Source organism: Amycolatopsis xylanica (genome assembly GCF_900107045.1).
GTDB lineage: Bacteria > Actinomycetota > Actinomycetes > Mycobacteriales > Pseudonocardiaceae > Amycolatopsis > Amycolatopsis xylanica.
In genome coordinates this window covers 224,049-243,295 of the sequence record NZ_FNON01000005.1, presented here as the reverse complement: position 1 = coordinate 243,295, position 19,247 = coordinate 224,049, and the positions used below count along the sequence as shown (strand labels likewise).

Annotated in this window: 21 protein-coding genes; 13 read left to right on the top strand and 8 right to left on the bottom strand. The window is 69.4% G+C overall.

The window, feature by feature from the left end; all coding sequences use genetic code 11:
* Positions 1–23 precede the first annotated feature (23 nt).
* Positions 24–1,652, bottom strand: coding sequence for an L-glutamate gamma-semialdehyde dehydrogenase (gene pruA / locus BLV57_RS24035; protein WP_091292340.1), 1,629 nt, complete (start codon positions 1,650–1,652; stop codon positions 24–26).
* A gap of 122 nt (positions 1,653–1,774) precedes the next feature.
* On the opposite strand from pruA, the gene BLV57_RS24030 reads away from it, so the two are divergent.
* The 4 genes from BLV57_RS24030 (at position 1,775) to BLV57_RS24015 (ending at position 6,475) form a co-directional block, all read left to right on the top strand.
* Positions 1,775–3,343, top strand: coding sequence for a PucR family transcriptional regulator (locus BLV57_RS24030; protein ID WP_091292339.1), 1,569 nt, complete (start codon positions 1,775–1,777; stop codon positions 3,341–3,343).
* 110 nt (positions 3,344–3,453) lie between these two features.
* A complete protein-coding gene (locus BLV57_RS24025) occupies positions 3,454–4,434 on the top strand; it encodes a hypothetical protein (RefSeq protein WP_091292337.1) in 981 nt (326 codons plus the stop codon).
* A gap of 93 nt (positions 4,435–4,527) precedes the next feature.
* The gene (locus tag BLV57_RS24020) at positions 4,528–5,232 is read left to right on the top strand and encodes an alpha/beta hydrolase (RefSeq protein WP_091292335.1); all 705 of its coding nucleotides are present in this window, start codon (positions 4,528–4,530) and stop codon (positions 5,230–5,232) included.
* Positions 5,233–5,257: 25 nt separating this feature from the next.
* Positions 5,258–6,475 carry an acetyl-CoA C-acetyltransferase gene (locus BLV57_RS24015; RefSeq protein WP_245757490.1) on the top strand — a complete coding sequence of 406 codons (1,218 nt, stop codon included), beginning with the start codon at positions 5,258–5,260 and terminating at the stop codon, positions 6,473–6,475.
* A 45-nt stretch (positions 6,476–6,520) separates the two neighbouring features.
* On the opposite strand, the gene BLV57_RS24010 is transcribed toward BLV57_RS24015, so the two are convergent.
* Positions 6,521–7,402, bottom strand: a complete 882-nt coding sequence (locus BLV57_RS24010) for an FG-GAP repeat domain-containing protein (protein WP_091292332.1) — start codon at positions 7,400–7,402, stop codon at positions 6,521–6,523.
* Between the two features lie 137 nt (positions 7,403–7,539).
* Between BLV57_RS24010 and BLV57_RS24005 the strand changes: the two genes are divergently transcribed.
* Entirely contained in the window at positions 7,540–8,139 is a 600-nt protein-coding gene (locus BLV57_RS24005; RefSeq protein WP_091292331.1) for a helix-turn-helix domain-containing protein, read from the top strand.
* 53 nt (positions 8,140–8,192) lie between these two features.
* Here the strand turns inward: BLV57_RS24005 and BLV57_RS24000 are convergent, their stop codons facing one another.
* The 4 genes from BLV57_RS24000 to ligD all read right to left on the bottom strand — a co-directional run bounded on the left by BLV57_RS24000 (position 8,193) and on the right by ligD (position 11,136).
* Positions 8,193–8,429: a S1 RNA-binding domain-containing protein gene (locus BLV57_RS24000; RefSeq protein ID WP_091292329.1), complete on the bottom strand. Its 237-nt coding sequence runs from the start codon at positions 8,427–8,429 to the stop codon at positions 8,193–8,195.
* 122 nt (positions 8,430–8,551) lie between these two features.
* On the bottom strand, positions 8,552–9,562 hold the full coding sequence (locus BLV57_RS23995; RefSeq protein ID WP_245757488.1) for an MsnO8 family LLM class oxidoreductase: 1,011 nt from the start codon (positions 9,560–9,562) through the stop codon (positions 8,552–8,554).
* A 71-nt stretch (positions 9,563–9,633) separates the two neighbouring features.
* Positions 9,634–10,026 (bottom strand): DUF6221 family protein, encoded by a 393-nt coding sequence (locus BLV57_RS23990; protein ID WP_091292327.1) that lies wholly within the window; start codon positions 10,024–10,026, stop codon positions 9,634–9,636.
* 90 nt (positions 10,027–10,116) lie between these two features.
* Positions 10,117–11,136, bottom strand: coding sequence for a non-homologous end-joining DNA ligase (ligD, locus tag BLV57_RS23985; RefSeq protein ID WP_091293172.1), 1,020 nt, complete (start codon positions 11,134–11,136; stop codon positions 10,117–10,119).
* A gap of 38 nt (positions 11,137–11,174) precedes the next feature.
* Here ligD and BLV57_RS23980 point away from each other — a divergent pair, with 38 nt between their 5' ends.
* The 8 genes from BLV57_RS23980 to BLV57_RS23945 all read left to right on the top strand — a co-directional run bounded on the left by BLV57_RS23980 (position 11,175) and on the right by BLV57_RS23945 (position 17,299).
* Positions 11,175–11,849: a TVP38/TMEM64 family protein gene (locus tag BLV57_RS23980; RefSeq protein WP_091292326.1), complete on the top strand. Its 675-nt coding sequence runs from the start codon at positions 11,175–11,177 to the stop codon at positions 11,847–11,849.
* Between the two features lie 118 nt (positions 11,850–11,967).
* The gene (locus BLV57_RS23975; protein ID WP_218134885.1) at positions 11,968–13,626 is read left to right on the top strand and encodes a serine/threonine-protein kinase; all 1,659 of its coding nucleotides are present in this window, start codon (positions 11,968–11,970) and stop codon (positions 13,624–13,626) included.
* 53 nt (positions 13,627–13,679) lie between these two features.
* A complete protein-coding gene (locus BLV57_RS23970; RefSeq protein ID WP_176968782.1) occupies positions 13,680–13,988 on the top strand; it encodes a hypothetical protein in 309 nt (102 codons plus the stop codon).
* A gap of 19 nt (positions 13,989–14,007) precedes the next feature.
* Positions 14,008–14,430, top strand: coding sequence for a peptide-methionine (R)-S-oxide reductase MsrB (gene msrB, locus BLV57_RS23965; RefSeq protein ID WP_091292323.1), 423 nt, complete (start codon positions 14,008–14,010; stop codon positions 14,428–14,430).
* Positions 14,431–14,474: 44 nt separating this feature from the next.
* Positions 14,475–15,155, top strand: coding sequence for a TIGR04222 domain-containing membrane protein (locus BLV57_RS23960; RefSeq protein WP_091292321.1), 681 nt, complete (start codon positions 14,475–14,477; stop codon positions 15,153–15,155).
* Positions 15,156–15,268: 113 nt separating this feature from the next.
* Positions 15,269–16,156: a TIGR04222 domain-containing membrane protein gene (locus tag BLV57_RS23955; RefSeq protein WP_091292320.1), complete on the top strand. Its 888-nt coding sequence runs from the start codon at positions 15,269–15,271 to the stop codon at positions 16,154–16,156.
* Complete coding sequence (locus tag BLV57_RS23950) at positions 16,149–16,952, top strand: MbnB/TglH/ChrH family RiPP precursor modification enzyme (RefSeq protein ID WP_091293167.1); 804 nt, start codon at positions 16,149–16,151, stop codon at positions 16,950–16,952. Before BLV57_RS23955 ends, BLV57_RS23950 begins: the two co-directional genes overlap by 8 nt.
* Positions 16,949–17,299, top strand: coding sequence for an SCO6045 C-terminal-like domain-containing protein (locus BLV57_RS23945; protein ID WP_091292318.1), 351 nt, complete (start codon positions 16,949–16,951; stop codon positions 17,297–17,299). Before BLV57_RS23950 ends, BLV57_RS23945 begins: the two co-directional genes overlap by 4 nt.
* On the opposite strand, the gene BLV57_RS23940 is transcribed toward BLV57_RS23945, so the two are convergent.
* Together BLV57_RS23940 and hemQ are read right to left on the bottom strand one after the other, a co-directional pair.
* Positions 17,270–18,553 (bottom strand): CoA transferase, encoded by a 1,284-nt coding sequence (locus tag BLV57_RS23940; RefSeq protein WP_091292316.1) that lies wholly within the window; start codon positions 18,551–18,553, stop codon positions 17,270–17,272. The genes BLV57_RS23945 and BLV57_RS23940 overlap by 30 nt on opposite strands.
* Entirely contained in the window at positions 18,553–19,245 is a 693-nt protein-coding gene (gene hemQ / locus BLV57_RS23935) for a hydrogen peroxide-dependent heme synthase (protein ID WP_091292315.1), read from the bottom strand. Before hemQ ends, BLV57_RS23940 begins: the two co-directional genes overlap by 1 nt.
* Between the last annotated feature and the right edge of the window lie 2 nt (positions 19,246–19,247).

Genomic DNA, 19,247 nt, shown 5'->3' with positions numbered 1-19,247 from the left:
GACGAGTCTCCTAGTGAAAAAACTCAGCCCTGGTGGGGGTAGCGGACGCTGGTGGGCGGGACGAAGGTCTCCTTGATCGAGCGCGGGCTGGTCCAGCGCAGCAGGTTCAGGATCGAACCGGCCTTGTCGTTGGTGCCCGACGCCCGCGCGCCACCGAAGGGCTGCTGCCCGACGACGGCGCCGGTCGGCTTGTCGTTGATGTAGAAGTTGCCCGCGGCGAAGCGCAGCGACTCGGTCGCCTTGGCGGCGGCGGCACGGTCGTTGGCGATGACGGCGCCGGTCAGCGCGTAGCTGGCGGTCTCGTCGATCAGCTTGAGGACCTTGTCGTAGTCGGCGTCTTCGTAGACGTGCAGCGACAGGATCGGGCCGAAGTACTCGGTGCTGAAGATCTCGTGCGTCGGGTTGTCCGAGACGAGGATCGTCGGCTTGACGAAGTAGCCGACCGAATCGTCCGCGGTGCCACCCACGAGGACCTCGATCTGCGGGTCGGCGGCGGCCGACTGCAGCACGGCCGAGTGCTTGTCGAACGCGCGCTTGTCGATGACCGCGCCGGCGAAGTTGGAGAAGTCGGTGACGTCTCCGATCTTCAGCGCCTCGGTCTCGGCGACCAGGCCGTCCTTGAGCTGAGCCCACAGCGAACGCGGGACGTAGGCACGCGAGGCGGCGGAGCACTTCTGGCCCTGGTACTCGAAGGCGCCGCGGACGAGCGCGGTGCGCAGGACGTCGATGTCGGCGGACGGGTGCGCGAGCACGAAGTCCTTGCCGCCGGTCTCGCCGACCAGGCGCGGGTAGCTGCGGTAACCGGCGATGTTCGCGCCGACGGTGCTCCACAGGTGCTGGAAGGTCGCGGTCGAGCCGGTGAAGTGGATGCCCGCCAGGTCGCGGTGGGTCAGCGCGACCTCGGACACGGGCGCGCCGTGGCCGGGGAGCAGGTTGATCACGCCCGGCGGCATGCCGGCCTCTTCGAGCAGGCGCATGGTCAGGTGCGCGGCGAAGCTCTGCGTCGGCGACGGCTTCCACAGCACGACGTTGCCCATCAGCGCGGGCGCGGTCGGCAGGTTGCCGGCGATGGCGGTGAAGTTGAACGGGGTGATCGCGTAGACGAAGCCCTCGAGCGGACGCTGCTCCATGCGGTTCCACAGGCCCGGCGAGCTGGCGGGCTGCTCGGCGAGGATGCGGCGGCCGAAGTCGACGTTGAAGCGCCAGAAGTCGGCCAGCTCGCAGGCGGAGTCGATCTCGGCCTGGATGGCGGTCTTCGACTGGCCGAGCATGGTGGCGGCGTTGAGCTTGGCGCGCCACGGGCCGGACAGCAGGTCGGCCGCGCGCAAGATGATCGCGGCCCGGTCGTCGAAGCTGAGCGCGCGCCACTCGGGGGCGGCGGCGTTGGCGGCGGCGATCGCGTCGGCGGTGTCCTGCGCGGTGGCGCCGCGGATGGTGCCCAGCACGTGACCGTGGTTGTGCGGCTGGACGACGTCGATCTTGTCGCCACCGCCGACGCGCTGCTTGCCGCCGATGGTCAGCGTCAGGTCGATCGGCTCGGCCCCGCCCAGCTGCTTGAGCGCGCCCTCGAGCTCAGCGCGCTCGGCGCTGCCGGGTGCGTAGTTCAGCACCGGCTCGTTCTTGGGGGCGGGGGTCTGGGTCACGGCATCCACAGCAGCACTCCTGACGACTTCACCTTCGTGGGGTACCCGAAAACGGTATGCCCCGAAGCGTGCCATGTGTTTGTCCGGCTCGCTAAGATAGCCAGTACTGGTTTGTTCGATCGGATGAAATCTTGAGTACTTCGCTTCGCCATATTTTGGCCACGCTGGGCGACCCGCTGGTCGAGGTCGTCACCGCCCCGCAGGGCCTGGGCGTGCGGGTCGACGACGTGGTCATCCTCGATCCCGAGGACCCGCCGGAGGCCCACGCGGGCGACCTCGTGCTGGTCATCGGCGCCCGCGGCCGGTCGGCGGCGCCCGCGATCCGAGTCGCGGGCAAGAGCGGCGCGGCCGCCGTGGCCGTCAAAGGCGCGACGGGGCTGGCGAGCGTCGCGGCCGACGCGGGCGTCACCCTGCTCGAGGTCCGCCCGGAGGCCCGCTGGGAGCAGGTCGAGGCGTTGACGCGAGCGGTCATCGACGCGGCGCGAGCGGGCGGCGAGGCCGAGACGGGCGAGGTGCTGGGCGACCTGTTCTCGCTGGCGCAAACGATCGCGACCCTCACCGGCGGTTTGGTCAGTATCGAGGACACGGCGAGCCGCGTCCTCGCGTATTCGCGGGCGGGCGACGAGGTCGACGAGCTGCGGCGGTTGTCGATTTTGGGACGGCAGGGCCCGGAACGCTACCTCGCGATGCTGCGCGAATGGGGCGTTTACCAACGACTGCGCGCGGGCGAAGGCATCGTCCGCATCGACGAACGGCCGGACCTCGGCATCCGCAGGCGCATCGCGGCGGGCATCCACGCCGGTTCCCAACCGCTCGGCACCATCTGGGTGCAAGAGGGGTCGCAACCACTCAACGACCAGGCCGAGTCCGCGCTTTTGGGCGCCAGCCGCACACTCGCGCCCCAGCTGATCCGGCACCGGACCCTGCCGAGCCCCGAAAACCGCCTGCGCGAGGACCTTTTGGTCAGTTTGCTCGACGGGCGCGTCGACGCCGAGTCGGTCGCCGACGACATCGGCGCCGACCCCGCGCGCCCGGCGATGGTGGTCGTCTTCGCACTGCACCGCGAGGGCGCCAGCACCGGCCGCCAGCTCCGGCGCGCCGAACTGGTCAACCTGATCTCGGTGCACACGGCGGCCTACCGGCGCAGCGCGATGGTCAGCGTCATCGGCGGCCGCGTGTACGCGTTGCTGCCGGATCTGCCCGACCGCGGTGAAACCCGCGTGCTCGCTTTGGCCAAGGAGATCGTCGCCGCCGCGGCACGGCATCTCGACGTCCCCGTCCGCGCCGCTTTGGGCGGCGTTGTTCCACGCCTCGCCGAAAGTGTCCTTTCGCGTGCCGACGCCGACCGAGTGCTCGCGACGATGGCCCGCGGCCATTGGAAAGCCGACGTCGCCTCGCTGGCGGACGTGCGCGCCGAGGTCTTGCTCTCCGAGGTGCTCGCTTATCTGGGCGACCAGCCCCGGATCCGCGACCCCCGGCTGACGGAATTGGTGACACACGACGCCGAGCACGGCGGCATCCTGATCCCCGCGCTGCTGGCGTATCTGGACGCTTTCGGTGATGTGCGCAAAGCCGCCGGGGAGCTGAACATCCACCCGAACACGGTCCGATATCGCGTCCGCCGCGCCGAGGAGATCTCGGGAATCGACCTCGCCGACCCCGCGCAACGCATCCTGACGCAGTTACAACTTAGGCTTTAGGATGGGCCGTTCGAGCTAAAACAGATTTCACTTCCGTCAATTTCCTTACAACGCGCAGCCGAACCCGGAGCATGGGACCGATACCGTTAGGCCTAACGGGGGAGGACCAGATGGCCGACGAACCCTTTGTGCTGCCGAAGAGCCCCACACCGCTGGAGCTGCGCCGCGAATTCATCAAAGCCGGCCAGCCGCATTTCAACGAGATCCGCGACAAGTTCTGCGAAGTCAACGGGGACATCATCGAGGAGCACTACTACCCGGACACGCCCGCGGCGGCCATCCTGGTGCGCAGCAGGCGGGAACGCCGTCTGTTCGGACGGCGATGGTTCACCAAAGGCGCTTACAAGCTGCATGTCAACTACAGCAGCGCGGAAGCGACCCCGAGCTTCGCGGCGGCATTACGCTCCGCCCGGCAGGAAGAACACAAGAACTCCGCGCTCTTGCGGAGCCGGGCGCAGGAAATCTTCGCGCAGACGATCTACAGCGTGATCGTGCATCTGCTGGGAATCCTCGATCTCGTCAGCCGAGAACGCGAAGAAGCTTCACGCGACCTCACAAGCCAGCCCGATCTGGAATGGCTCGATCAACGGCAGAGCCAAGAAGCCGAAGCCGCGGAAAAGGACATCACCGAGGCGAAGGCCTTCGCCACCTCGGCGGTGCGCAACTCGGCGATCACCTTCTACATCATCGGGCTGCCGCTCGGCGTGGCACTCGTGACGATGCTGATCTTCGGGCTGCTGCTCGTCCGGGACCTGGCCGACGGCCAGCTCGCGGTCTGCCTGGCCGCCGGCGCGATCGGCGCGCTCCTGAGCGTGATGACCCGGATCACGAACAATGGCCAGGTCGACGTGGCGATCGAACGGACCCGCTGGATGACGGTGCTGGCCGGCGCGTTCCGCCCGGCGGTGGGCGCGGTCTTCGGCGCGGCGATCTACGTGCTCATCCTCGGCGGGCTGATCCCGTTCAAGGAGGCCGTCGGCACCGGCACGACCTTCTACTTCACCGGCCTGGCGTTCCTCGCCGGGTTCAGTGAGCGCTGGGCGCAGGACACGATCGTGCAGAGCACGCCGTCCTCGGCCGCGACCCCGTGAGTGGTGTGCCGTTCGGTCCAGCCGATGGTCCAAACGGCACAGAGCGGCTGCCGGAAAATGGGCAGTGGTCCCGGTTTTCGGTAAAAAGGTCGCATGAGGCTGCACACGCGTGAGTGGGGTTCCGGCGACCGGGTCGCCGTGCTGGTGCACGGGATGGGCGCGAGCTCACGCGCGTGGTGGCGGGTCGGGCCGGAGCTGGCCGGACGCGGTTATCGGGTGATCGCCGTCGACCTGCCCGGGCACGGCGGCTCGGCGCCCGCGCCCGACGCCGAGCCGGCGGAGTTCGCCGAAGCCTTGCTGGCGACCGTGCCCGCCAAGCCCGCGCTGGCGCTGGGTCACTCGATGGGGGGAATGACGCTGGCGCTGGCCGTCGAGCGGCTGCTGCCGGAGCGGGCGGTCTACTCGGAGCCGTTGTTCCGGGTGCCGCGGCTCGATGTGCTGGAGGCGTTCATCACCCGGGATATGGCGCGCACCAAGGGACTCAGCGTCGAGCAGCTGTTCGCCGAGCGTCCACAGTGGAACGACGAGGCGCGCGAGGTAGAAGCCGAGACCATCGCGGCGTGGGACCTCGACACCTCGATCGGGTTCCTGCACCGGCTGGCCGGGCAAGATCTCTCGCCGCCGCCGGTGGTGCCGTCGATGATCCAGCTCGCGAAGCCGAGCCGGGTGCTGTCGACGGCGTTCGCGGCCGAGCTGGCCGGGCGCGGGTTCGAGGTGCGCGAGGTGGCCCATCCCGATCACACGTTGCACTACGCCGACCACGCGGGGTTCATGGGCTCGCTCGACGGGTGGCTCTGAACCGCCGGGTGGCACTATGACCGGCGTGACCGAAGAAGTGCTGATCTGCGAACCCGTCCGCACCGCCGTCGGGCGATTCGGCGGCGTCTACAAGGACGTCGCCGTGACCGAACTGGCCGCGACCGTCCTCCGCGAAGTGCTGCGCCGCACCGGCATCCCGGTGACCGCGGTCGACGACGTGATCTTCGGCCAGTGCAACCCCAACGGCGAGGCGCCGGCGATCGGCCGGGTGGCGGCGCTGGACGCCGGGCTGCCGGTCGAGGTGCCGGGCCTGCAGGTCGACCGGCGGTGCGGATCCGGGCTCCAGGCCGTGCTCGACGCGGCCATGCGCGTGCAGACCGGGGTCGCGGACCTCGTGCTCGCCGGTGGCGCCGAGAGCATGAGCCAGGTCGAGTTCTACAGCGACGCGATGCGCTGGGGTGTCAAGGGATCCGGCGTCGAGCTGCACGACCGGCTCGCGCGGGCGCGCCTGACCGCAGGCGGCGCTAACTTCCCCGTGCCGGGCGGCATGCTCGAGACGGCCGAGAACCTCCGGCGGGAGTACAAGATCCCCCGTGAGGAGCAGGACGCGCTCGCGGTGACCTCGCATCTGCGGGCGGTCGCGGCGCGCGCGGTCTTCGCCGAGGAGATCGTGCCGGTCACCATTCCCGGCAAACGCGGGAAACCCGACGTCGTCGTCGACGCCGACGAGCACCCGCGCGCGGACACCACCGCCGAGTCGCTCGCCGCGCTCAAGCCGGTCATGCTGCGCCAGGACCCCGAAGCCACCGTCACCGCGGGCAACGCGAGCGGGCAGAACGACGGGGCCGCTGTCTGTGTGGTCGCCAGTGCGGCCAAAGCCGCTGAGCTCGGGCTGCGGCCACTGGCCCGCCTCGTCTCCTGGGCGGTCGCCGGCGTGCCACCGCGCACGATGGGGATCGGCCCGGTCCCGGCCACGGCCAAGGCGCTCGAGCGCGCCGGGCTCGGCCTCGGCGACATCGACCTCATCGAGCTGAACGAGGCCTTCGCCGCCCAGGTGCTGGCCTGCACCCGCGAGTGGAAGCTGACCGAGCGGGACTTCGCCGAGCGGCTGAACGTCAACGGCTCCGGCATCTCGCTCGGTCACCCGGTCGGCGCCACCGGCGTCCGGATCCTGACCACGCTGGTCCGCGAGATGCGGCGCCGCGACGCCCGCTACGGCCTCGAGACCATGTGCATCGGCGGCGGCCAGGGGCTCGCCGCCGTCTTCGAACGCGTGGCGTGAGCGCGCGGTGGGGGCCGGGCCCGGCCCCCACCGCCGCTCCCCCGATCAGACCGGGATGTCGCCCGCGACACCCCACTGCGTGGTGAACAGGTTCAGGCCGAACCAGTACCCATTGCTCGGGCGCCACACCACGAAATCGGCACGGGAATCGCCACCGAAATTACCGCCCAGCGGAATGTCGCCCGCCGTGCCCCATTGCTGGTGCACGATTCCGCGCACATACCAGACGCCGTCGCTCGGCCGCCAGACCACGAAATCCGACTTGCCGTCGGCGTTGAAATCACCGGCCACCGGAATGTCACCGGCGGTGCCCCACTGCACGGTCGCGATATCGCGCACGTACCAGACGCCATCACCCGGTCGCCAGACCGTGAAATCGGCCTTGCCGTCGCCATTGAAATCACCGGCCACCGGCACGTCGCCACTGGTACCCCACTGCACGGTCGCGATTCCGCGGACGTACCAGACACCGTCGCTCGGCCGCCAGACGGTGATATCGGCGCGCCCGTCCCCGGTGAAATCCTCGGGCAGCGGAACGTCTCCGGCGGTACCCCACTGCGTGGTCACGACCGCGCCGTTGCTGCTTTGGATGATGTACCAGACACCATCGCCCGGACGCCAGACGGCGAAGTCCGCACGCTTGTCGCCGTCATAGTCCGCGGCGACCGGGACATCACCCGCGGTGCCCCACTGGCGGGTGAGCACACTGCCGTTGCTGCTGCGGATCACGTACCAGACACCGTCGCTGGGCCGCCACACCGCCTTGTCGGCGAAGCCGTCGCCGTCGAAGTCCGCCGCGATCTTCTGCGACGCGGGCGACGCCGCGATCCGGGCCGCACCGGTGTCGGCGCCCGCGACCGCGGGCGCCACGGCCAAAGCCGCGAGCGCACCGGTGATCATCGCTCCCAGCCGAATGGTTCTTCGCATTTGCCGGAACCCCTTTCCCCTTGGTGGATGTACTCTTCCCGGCGCGCTCGGCATTGCCCGAAAATACGCACCGGGGTACCTACAGCGTGACCTTCCGGCGCTGGGATCGTCATCATCAGTTCCGCACAGCGGACCGAATGAGGGGGATACATATGAAAACGAAAAAGCCCAGAAGTGTGCTCGAAGGGGCATTCACCCTGCTGGACGCATTAGTAAGACACCGGGGAGAAGCAGGACTGACACAACTGGCCGATTCCTGTTCGATCCCGAAGGCGACGGCACACCGGTTACTCGATCAATTAACCGAATTGGAGGTTGTCCAGCGCAGCGAAAACCGCTATCGCATCGGCGTGCAGGCGTTCCGGCTCGGCCAATGGTGGCAGCCCTACCCTCGGCTGCTCGATCTCGCGCGCCACCGGCTCCGGCTGCTCGCCACCACCACCCGGGCCAGCGCGGTGCTCGCGGTGCCCTGTGACGGCCACATGCTCATCGCCGCGGCCAGCCTCACCCGGCCGGAGCACGAGTGCCTGCTGCGGCCCGGCGCCACGGTGCCCCAGCACACCGGGCGCTTCTCCCCCTGCTGGCAGGCCGAGCACGGCCTGACCGTCTCCGAAGCGCCCGTCCGGCTGCCGACCGGCGAGATACTCGGCGCCATCGCGGCCACCCTGCCCCCTCAGCGCGGGCTCGTGGCGGTCGAGCACACCGCCCGCGCGGTGAGCGCGGCGCTCGTGTCCTGACCCGGCGAGCGCCGTGTGCCGGTCACGGAGGCAACCGGCACACGGCAGAGCCGCTAGGCCCGCACCAGGCTGAAGCGGCGGTTCTCGACGTCGATCCGGTCGATCTTCACCGCGATGCGGGCACCCAGTTCGGTGGCGACCCTCGGCAGCAGGCCTTGGACGCCGTCGGCGACCTCGACGAACGCGCCGAAGGGCAGCACCTGGGTGACGAGCCCGTCGAGCACCCCGCCGGCGCTGTGACGCGCGACGAAGTCCTGCCATACCGGCAGTGGAATCTGTGTGGGAGACATGCTTTTCACCTCCTTCCCGTGCACGTTTCCCCAGCGGAGAACGCACGGAAGGCGGCGGGCCACGGGCGGTCAAGCCCTGGCCGGGCACCCCGTCTGCTCATGGCTCAAGGCCGACCCGGCAGTCACCCGGCGACAGTAGCAACTCCGGCGCGCACCAGGCCAGCGAGCCTGCGATACGACTCGAGCAGCTCGGCGCGGTCATGGCTCGCGGTGGTGATCAGGAACTCGTCCGCGCCGGTGCGCCCGGCGAGTCCTTCGAGCCGGTCCAGCACCTCGGACTCGGTGCCGTGGATCTGACCGGCGAGGGCCTGATCCAGCCGTTCCCGCTCACGGTCGGTGATCGAGAGCGCGCGCACCTGGTCCGGTGCGAGCAGCGGCGGGAACTCGCCGCGGGTGCGCGAATAGGTCGTCGACCACGCTTCCGGGAGTAAAAGATCGCGCGCCCGCGCTGAATTCCCGGCCACCGACACGGCCGTGGAAACGATCACATACGCGGGACCGAAGGATGATTGTCGGAAATTGTCGCGATAGCGGGCTATCGCGTCGATCATCGCCTTTTCCCCGCGAATGGCGCCGATCACGAGTGGCAGCCCGAGTTCGGCCGCGAGGTCCGCGCCGGCGCCGGTCGCGAGCAGGAACGCGGGCACCCGCGTGCCCTCGGCGGCGACCGCGTGCACGCCGGGATGCCGCTCCTGCGTCCCGTCGAAATAGCCCAGCAGCTCGGAAACCTGCTCGCCGAAGCGTTCGGCGTCGTCCTTGCCGTGCCCCAGCGCACGGCGGATTCCGCCGGTGAAGCCGACGGAACGCCCCAATCCCATGTCGATCCGGCCGGGAAACAGCGATTCCAGCACCCCGAACTGTTCCGCGACCACGAGCGGCGGATGGTTCGGCAGCATCACCCCGCCGGTGCCGACCCGGATGGTCGAAGTCGCCGCCGCGACGGCCGAAGCGAGCACCAGCGGAGCGGCGCCCGCGATGCCGGGAACGCTGTGATGCTCGGAAACCCAGAACCTGTGGTACCCCAGCGCTTCGATCTCCCGCGCGAACGCGACGGTCTCACGCAGGGCCGCACCGGGCGACGAGTTCGCGCGAACGGGTGAACGGTCGAGCACGGAAAATCGGGACGGCAGCACACAAACAGCAACGCCGGCCGCCGGAGATCATTCCCGGCCTAGGGCGTGTTTCCAGACTGAGGAAGCACGCCCTACGGCTTCCAGGCGTCGTTGTACTCCTTGTGGTCCACGTACGGCAGCGCGAGAAGCCGCAGCGTCATGCACCAGTTCGAGCCTGCCTCGTCCGACGGGACATGACACGTCTCACACCAGTAGTCCCTGCCGTAGAGCGGGAAACCGGGCACCTGGTCGTTGACCGCCGTGCGGTGCGTCGCCAAGATCCGGCGCACCGTCTCGGACTCCTGGACCATCTGGTTGACCACGTCGAGCTCGAGCTCGGTCAGCGCGCGGATGCGCTTCTCGATCACGACCTTCGACTCGCCGCGGTCGAGCCGCTCGCCGGATTTGGTCTTCTTGACGGCGCGCATGATCAACGACTGCCGTTCGGTCACTCTGGCCTTGAGGAAGGCGACCAGATCGTCCATGCCGGCAATCCTCCTGGGTTCGGCCGAGCGTCATGTATTGCGCATAGTCGCGGCTGCGCCCTACGACGTTACCCGTTCGGCCGAAACAACTTAAGTATCGGATCGCGCTTTACTCGGTTGGACGCGCTTGGGCTCACCAGGCATTTTCGGATAATCGGGCGGATAAGGCAGCTCGGCGACTCCCAAGTCACGTTCATCACGTGCGTACCACTCGAGCAACGTTTCGATACCGTGCGTGACCGAGTCCAGCTCGGCGTGCGGATCACCGACCTCGGCGAGGCGGACCGGTACGGACAAGATGTCGAAGTCGTCCGGGTGCACCTCGGTGAGCTCGTCCCAGGTGACCGGAGCCGACACGGTCGCCTTGGGCGTCCCCCGGACGGACCAGCTGGACGCGACGGTCCGGTCGCGGGCCGCCTGGTTGTAGTCGATGAACACCCGGCCGCCGCGCTCCTCCTTCCACCACGAGATGGTCGCCTTCCCGGGCATCCGCCGTTCGACCTCGCGGCCGAGCGCGATCACCGCGTGCCGGACGTCGATGAAGTCCCACTCCGGCCGGATCCGGACCAGCACGTGCACGCCGCGCCCGCCCGAGGTCTTCGGGTACCCGGTCAGCCCGGCGTCGGCCAGCACCTCACGCACGCAGCAAGCGACCTCGACCGCGTCGCCGAAACTCGCCTCGTCCGGCGGGTCGACGTCGATGCGGAGCTCGTCCGGGTGATCGACGTCGGGGCGGCGCACCGGCCACGGGTGGAAGTCGAAGGTGCCGAGGTTCGCCGCCCAGGCGAACACGGCCGGCTCGGTCGGGCAGACCTCCTCGGCCGTCCGGCCAGAGGGGAAGGTGATCTTGGCGGTCTCCACCCACTCGGGTGCGCCCTTCGGCACCCGCTTGGCGTAGAACCAGTCCCCCGTGACGCCGTCGAGGTAGCGCTTGAGCGTGGTCGGCCGCTCGCCGATCGCCCGCAGCAGCGGCTCCCCGACGGCGATGTAGTACTCCACCACCTGCCGCTTCGTGAACCCCCGCTCGGGGAAATACGGCTTGTCGGGGCTGCTCACCCTGACCGTGCGCTCGCCTACCTGGTACTCGATCGGATCGCCGTGCTTGGGCATGCCGTCCACGGTAATCCCGGATCGGTACCGTGGGTGCCATGTCGGGGAGAACCAAACTGGTCGTGGCGCTCGCGCTGCTCGCCGTGCTCGTGGCGGCCGCGGTGCTGCTGCCGATCCCCTCCCCCGCCGAACTGCGCGTCTGGGCGGGCGAGCTCGGCCCGGCGACGCCGTGGCTGTTCTTCCTCGCCTACACGGTCCTCACGGTCGCCCCGATCCCGCGAACGGTCTTCAACCTCGCGGGCGGGCTGCTGCTGGGCGCGACCGCGGGCATCTTGATCGGCATCCTCGCCACCACGATCGCCTCCGGGTTGTCGTTCGGGCTGGCCAGGCTGCTCGGCCGCGACCTGGTGGCCCGGCATCTGCACCGCAGGTCGGTGCGCGTGGTCAACGAGCACCTCTCCGACGGCGGTGTGCTGGCGATCACCTCGCTGCGGCTGATCCCGGTGGTCCCGTTCGCGCCGATGAGCTACTGCTGCGGCGTTTCCTCCGTCCGGCTGACGCCGTATCTGCTGGGCACAGCGCTGGGTAGCCTCCCGGGCACCATCGCGGTGGTCGTGCTCGGCGACGCGCTGACCGGCAACACGCCGCCCGCGCTGCTCGCCTGCTACGCCGGATTCGCCGCCCTGGGCGCGATCGGCCTGGTCAGGACCTTCAAGCGCCGGGTACCGCCGGTCGCCGAGCCGGAGTACGTGACGAGTTCTACGGCTGGCTGACGCAGATCGCGAACGTCAGCCCGCTACACTCGATCGGGTGCGCGAGGCGGGGTTCGCGCTGACCAACAGCCATCATCGCGGAGATTTCCGAGGAGCAGGCGCCATCGACACCGGGCAACTGATCGCAGGGCACTATCGCCTGGTCGAACACATCGGCAGCGGTGCCATGGGGGTCGTCTGGCGCGCCATCGACGTGCGCCTCGAACGCTCCGTGGCCGTCAAGCAGATCCTCGCCCAGCCGGGGGTGTCCGAGGCCGAGCGCGACAACATGCGCCAGCGCGCCATGCGCGAGGCGAAGAACGCGGCTCGCTTCCAGCACCCGAACGCCATCGTCGTGTTCGACATCGCCGAGCACGGCGGTGACCCATGCCTGGTGATGGAGTTCGTCGACGGGCCCAGCCTGTCGGCCGTGCTGGCCCAGAACCCGACGCTGCCGGTCGGCCAGGTCGCGCGCATCGGTGAGCAGGTCGCCTCGGCGCTGCTGGCCGCGCACCGCGCCGGGATCGTCCACCGCGACGTCAAACCGGGCAACATCCTGATCGACGGCAACGGCGTCGCCAAGCTCACGGACTTCGGCATCTCGCGGGCCGCCGGCGACATGGCGCTCACCCAGACCGGCCTGATCGGCGGCACCCCCGCCTACCTGGCGCCAGAGCTGGCCAGGGGCGCCGACCCGGTCCCCAGCTCGGACGTCTTCGCGCTCGGCGCCACGCTTTACCAGGCGCTGGAGGGCTTGACGCCCTACGGCGACACCTCGAACCAGCTCGCGCTGCTCTACGCGGCGGCGAACGGCAACATCGTCCCGCCGAAGCAGGCCGGACCGGCGACGTCGCTGGTCATGAGCCTCCTGCAGCCCGAGCCGGATGACCGGCCGAGCATGGCCGAGGCCCGCGACCAGCTCGCCCGCCTCGCGTCGCGCAGCACCGAACAGCTTCCCGGCATCACCGTCTCGCCGACGCTGCCCAGTGGTGGCGCGGGCGGCCGGAGACCGGTCGCGGCCGAGAACGGCGCGCCGCCGCCCTGGCAGCGCAACACCCCGCAGGGCCCGCCGGCTCCGCAGGGACCGCAGACTCCGCCGCGCACGCCGACGGCGGCCTACGCGCCGCCGATGACTCCCCCTCGCCCGACCCAGGCGATGCCGCCGCAGACCCCGCCGAGGCCCGTCCCGTCGGCCGCCGCGCCGATGCGCGCGCCGCAGCCGCCGAACTCCGACTCGAAGCGCAAGACCCTGCTGTTCGCGGGCGCCGGCGCGGCGGTCGTGGTCATCGCGGTGATCGTCTTCCTGGTGCTGAACTCGGGCAGCGACGGCAACGACTCGGGCGGCACGGCCTCCGGCCCCGGCTCCAGCTCGTCGCAACAGCCCGGCAAGAGCAGCCCGAAGTCGCCGTCCAGCTCCGGCACTCCGGCCGGAGCGCCGGGCACCACGCCGACGGAGAGCAAGGTCACCGACTTCGGCAGTGCGGCGAAGGCGATGACGACCTTCATCGACGACTCCACCAGGGGCAGCGCCGCGGCCTGGAATCTGCTGACCCCGGCCGCACAGAAGGTGTACGGAACCCAGCAGCAGTTCCAGCAGTACTGGGCGGACCCCGCGCAGAAGATCGGCTCGTGGAACACGGTGCGCTCGGACCTCGGCAAGCCGAACGACGATGGCTCGCTGACGATGAACGTCAACATCAACTCGGCACCCCGCTACGGCTGGCGGCTCATCAACCTCGGCGGGTCGGTCAAGATCGATTCGGATACCAGGCTGTCACCGGGTTCGCCACAAGGCTGAGACGCGCCGCGGGATAAGTGCCACGAACGGTGTCCGTGGCATACCGTGGGGGCATGGCCGAGACCGGACCACCCACCGGACCGGGCCAGCATCCTCGTTTCCACGAGGACCTGGTCGGGCTCGATCCGCACGACCCCGAAGCACGCGCGTTCGCCGAACATCTGGACCGGATGGAACGCTGCGGGCCCAACTTCACCGTCGAGGCGTCGATCGACGGCGTCGCCGACTTCGCCGATTCGAGCAACCGCCTCGGTGGCCTGCGCTGGTGGATCGCCGCCTTCCTGGCCACCCTCATCATCGTCGGCGTGATAGTCGCCGCTTGGGACATCGTCGAACGGGCTTTGCAGTGGCTCGCGGAGTAACGTCGTAACCGTGAAAGGCATGAAACCCGTGGTCGGGGCCACCCCGCGTGTGGTCAAGTCCGAGCAGGAATGGCGTGAGCAGCTGTCCCCGGAGGAGTACGCCGTCCTCCGCCAGGCCGGGACGGAACGTCCGTACACCGGCGAGTACACCGACACCGAGACCACCGGCTCCTACGAGTGCCGCGCCTGTGGTGCCGAACTGTTCCGCAGTGACACCAAGTTCCCCAGCCACTGCGGGTGGCCGTCGTTCTTCGACCCGGCCGACTCCGACGCCGTGCTGCTGCGCGAAGACCGCACGATGGGCATGAAGCGCATCGAGGTGCTCTGCAACTCGTGCCATAGCCACCTCGGGCACGTCTTCGAGGGCGAGGGCTACGACACCCCGACCGACCAGCGCTACTGCATCAACTCGATCTCGCTGAAACTGGTCCCCAAGGAGTAGCGAACCTCCCGCCGCTCCTCCACGTCCTGTGTGTTGGAGGAGTCATGGCGGGGTGGACGTATCTGGCGTTGCTGATCCTGCCCGCGCTCGTGGGCGCGGGCTGTGTCCTGCTGCTCGGCGCCAAGCACGCCTGCCGCCTGCCCACGCTGTACCACTTCGCCTATCTGGCTGGCGGCACGGCGCGCGTCGCCGAGACGGTCGTCGCGGCGATGATCGAGCGCGAGCAGCTGCGCGTCAGTGACACCGGGCGGCTGTTTCGAACGCCCGTCGCCGCTGTCCATCCGCTGGAGCACGAGGTTGCCGCCGCGACGCTCGCGCCGGAAGGGGTCACCGCGGCCGGAATTCGCGTGCTGCTGGCCGATTCCGCGGCGATGCGGGCGATTTCCGCCGAACTCGAAGCACGCGGATTGGTCACTCCGGAACGGCTGCGTCGCCGTGTGTGGTGGGCCGTATGCGCCGTGTACACCTTGGTGCTCACGCTCGGCGTCATCAGCTGGAAATGGCCTTTACTCCTGCCGCTGGTGGTCGCGGCGATGGCGGGCGCAGCGTTCCTGGCCAAGGAGCGGAAGCAGCCGAGGCCCACGCTCGCCGGGCTGAAATCCTACGAAATGGCACGTGGGGACCGGTCCGCGGTCGACGGCGCCGCCGGGCTGGTCGCGGTCGGCGGGCTGCGCCGCTACCCCGACGCGAGGCTGGCCAAGGCCTTGCAAGCCAGCTCGACCTGAAATTGCCCCCTCAAGCTTGCCTTAAGTCGAGCTCTCGAACCGGGTCACAGGCTCTACGCTCTCTTCACTCGGCCATTACGGTGGACCGACACCCGGATGGGAGGGGAAGCGCGATGGAAAACCCTTGGGGAATCTCGGGACCGGCATTCATCCAGATCTACATCGGACTGTTGATCGCACCGCTGGTGGTGCGGTTCATCCTGGGCATCGGTGCGCGGATCGCGAAGCCGACGACCGCGATCGACACCGGACGCCCGCTCACCGTGTACGAATACGCCTACCTGGCAGGCGGCCAGAACCGCGTGATCGAGACGCTCATCGCCGCGCTGGTCGAGCGCGGGCTGCTGCGGGTCAGCAGTGACCGCAAGATCCGGGCGACCGGCGCGATTCCCGGCGATCCGCTGGAAGCCGCGGTGGTCAAGACGGCGACCGGCAAGTCGACCTTGAGCATCATGGTCCGGATGCGCAGCTCCGCCGAGCTCAAGGCGCTCGCCACCGACCTCGAACGGCGCGGGCTGATCGTGCCGAACAGCCGGACGCGGACCATCCGGAAGGTCGTTTTCTGGCTCTACCTGGCGGTTTTGGCCATCGGCTTCGCCCGCTGGGTGAACGGGCTTTCGCTCAACCGCCCGGTCGGCTACCTCACCGCGCTGGTGATCGTCGCGGTGGTGGCCACGCTGATCGCCCGCGTGGTGGCCAAGCGGCCGATCAAGGCCAAGCCGACCGCCAAGGGCCAGAGCGAGCTGAGCAAGGAGAAAAGCCGGACAGGGCACCACAACGCGGTGCTGGCGGGCGCGGCGGGACTCGTCGCCGTCGGCGGCATGACGATGTACCCGGACCCGGCGCTCAGCGCGGCGCTGATGCTCCCGGTCGCCAGCAGCGGCGGCGGCTGGAGCAGCGGATATTCGGGTTCCAGCTGCAGCAGCTCGAGTTCGTGCAGCAGCGGAAGTTCTTGTGGTGGCGGCAGTTCCTGCGGCGGCGGTGGTGGCTGCGGTGGCTGACCAGCGGGGGAAGCTCGGCGTGGGGATCGGCTGGCGGCCCGAACTGGACCTTTCGATCGCCCGGATCCCGGGTGTCGACTGGGTCGAGGTCGTCGCCGAGAACCTCCACGCCGAGCACCTGCCCGAGTCCCTCACGGGGCTCGGGCTCCCCATCCTCCCGCACGCGGTTTCGCTTTCACTGGGCGGAGCGGAGCCGGTCGACACCACGCGCGTCGAGCATCTCGCCGCGATCACCGAAGAACTCGGCGCGCCGATGGCCAGCGACCACGTGTGCTTCGTGCGCGCCGGCGGGCTCGACGCCGGCCATCTGATCCCGGTCCCGCGTACTCGTGACGCGCTGGATGTCTTGGTGGACAATGTCAAACTGACTCAGTCCATTGTGGGCGTTCCCTTCGCGATGGAGAACATCGCGGCCGTCTTCGAGTGGCCGGACGCCGAGCTGACCGAGCCCCAGTTCCTGTGCGAACTGACCGAACGCACCGGCTGCCTGCTGATCATCGACGTCGCGAACCTCTACGCGACCGCGCGCAACCTGGGCACCGACCCGCTCGCGTTCCTCGACGACATCCCGTGGGAGCAGCTGGCGTACGTGCACATGGCAGGCGGTGTCGAGCGCGACGGCATCTATCACGACACGCACGCGCACCCGATTTTCCCGCAGGTGCTGGAACTTCTCGGCGAGCTCCGGTCCAGAGTGGACCCTCCGGGCATGCTGCTCGAACGCGACGACAACTACCCGTCCGACGCCGAACTCACGTCGGAACTGGCCGCCATCCGGAAGGCGGTCACCCGATGACGTCCGCCCGCGAGCGGCTTGCGGCGCAGCAGGGGAAGCTACTGCGCGCGCTGCTCGCGGGCGGCGTTCCACCGTCCGGGTTCGACCCGGACCGTGTGCGCGCCGAGGTGATCGTGTTGCGCAATAAGCGAAAGCGCGTCGTCGGCTATCTCCGGCCGGACATTCCGGAGGAACTCGGCGCGCGGTTCGGGGAGCTGTTCGAGGTCTACGCCGTCGAATACCCGAAGTTCGAAGGAACCCGGGCACGCGACGACGCGGAGCGGTTCGCGAAGTGGCTCATCGAGCGCGGCGACCTCAAGAAGCCGAAACGGCGCTGGCTACCAGGAAAGCGGATCACTGCCGGGTAGATGCGAGGCGTTCGTCCAAAAAGGATTCCCGCCGGGCAGCTCGCCGGGCACCTTGACCCTGGTCAGCTCGCCGAACTGACTGTCCACCTTCTCCAGCAGATCGGACACGTCCGGCATCTCGCCCGCGGGATCCTTGCGCCCCAGCGAATCCAGCCAAGACGCGGTCCTCGCCAGCGCGAGCCGGACATGCCGGGTGCCACCCTCGGCGACCTGCGCGCGCACCGCTTCCATGATCCCGGCGGCGGCGAGCCAGCCCGTCGCGTGGTCGAGTGCCTGCACCGGCAACGGCCGAGGCTCGTCCATCCCCTGCTCGGCGGCGATGCCCGTCGCGAGCTGCACGAGGCTGTCGAACCCGCGGCGGCGTGCCCACGGTCCCGTCCAGCCGTACGCGCTGAGGTCGGCGATGATCAAGCCAGGCCTGACGGCCGCCAGCTTCTCGGGCGTGAAACCCAAGCGCGGCAACGCACCCGGCCGGAACGACTGCAGCAGCACGTCCGCGCGCGCGACCATCTTCCACAGCTTGGCCCGGCCTGCCTCGGTGGTCAGGTTCAGGTACGCGGACTTCTTGCCCATGCCGGTGTCCATCACCAGCGGCGCGACGGTCGGCAGATGCGCGGCGCCGAGATGCAGCACGTTCGCGCCGTGCGCGGCGAGCACCCGCCCGGCGACCGGGCCCGCGATGACGTGGGTCAGATCCAGCACGCGAATGCCGCCGAGTGGCCGATCCGACTCCCACAACTCGCGCTTCGGCCCATCGCCGATGACGTCGTGCCCGGTCAGGGGAAGCGCGCCGACCGCTTGGCCTTGCGGATGAGCGGCCCAGTCCTCGGGCGACCGCATGAGCGCGGCCGCGCCACCCGCCGCGATCACGGCTTCCTGCACGTCGTGCGCGGACCGCTTCGCCACCGCGGCCGTGACCGCCTCAACGGTCGGCGGCACACCGAGTCCCCAGCAGACCGCGTCGGCGTGGTGCGGGTAGTTGCAGTGCAGCCGCACCCAGCCGTCACGCGCCTGGTAATTCCCGGAAAGCGGCGCCCAGAGATCGCCGCCGTCCGGGGAGAACGCCTTGAGCAGGTACGCCTCGCTGTGGAACGCGGCCGCCGCGTGGCGAGTGTCCACAGTGACCTCACCGGGCGCGATTCCGCGCAGCCGCAGTAGTTCCCCCGCGGCGTCGGTGGCGGCCTCGATGCTCAGCGCCGCCGCGCGCGCGACCCGGAACGGTCCGGGCAGTACCGATTCGCTGCCGGTGATCACTACGGCAGGTTCGCGATGAGCTCGGCGGGCGGCACGCGCGGGCCGGTGTAGAACGGGATCTCTTCCCGGACGTGACGGCGGGCCTCCGTGGCGCGCAGGTCACGCATCAGGTCGACGATGCGGTGCAGCTCGTCGGCCTCGAAGGCGAGGATCCACTCGTAGTCGCCGAGCGCGAACGACGAGACCGTGTTCGCGCGGACGTCCGGGTAGCCGCGGGCGGCCTTGCCGTGGTCGGCGAGCATCTTGCGGCGCTCGTCGTCGGGCAGCAGGTACCAGTCGTAGGAGCGCACGAACGGATAGACGCAGACGTACTTGCGCGCGTCCTCACCGGCGAGGAACGCCGGGATGTGGCTCTTGTTGAACTCGGCGGGCCGGTGCAGCGCCATCTGGCTCCAGACCGGGACCGACGCGCGGCCGAGCGGCGTGCGTCGGAACCCGCTGTACGCGGCCTGCACCTGCTCGACCTCTTCGGCGTGCCACCAGATCATGAAGTCGGCGTCGGCGCGCATGCCCGCGAGGTCGTAGACCCCGCGCACGACCACGCCCTTGTCCTCGAGCGCGTCGAGGTATTCGGCGGTCTCCCGCGCGGCGTCGCCGCGATCCTCACCCAGCTTGCCGGGCTCGGCCCGGAAGACCGACCAAGCGGTGTAGCGGATCGTGTCGTTGAGTTCGGTGTAGTTCAGCCGCGCCATGC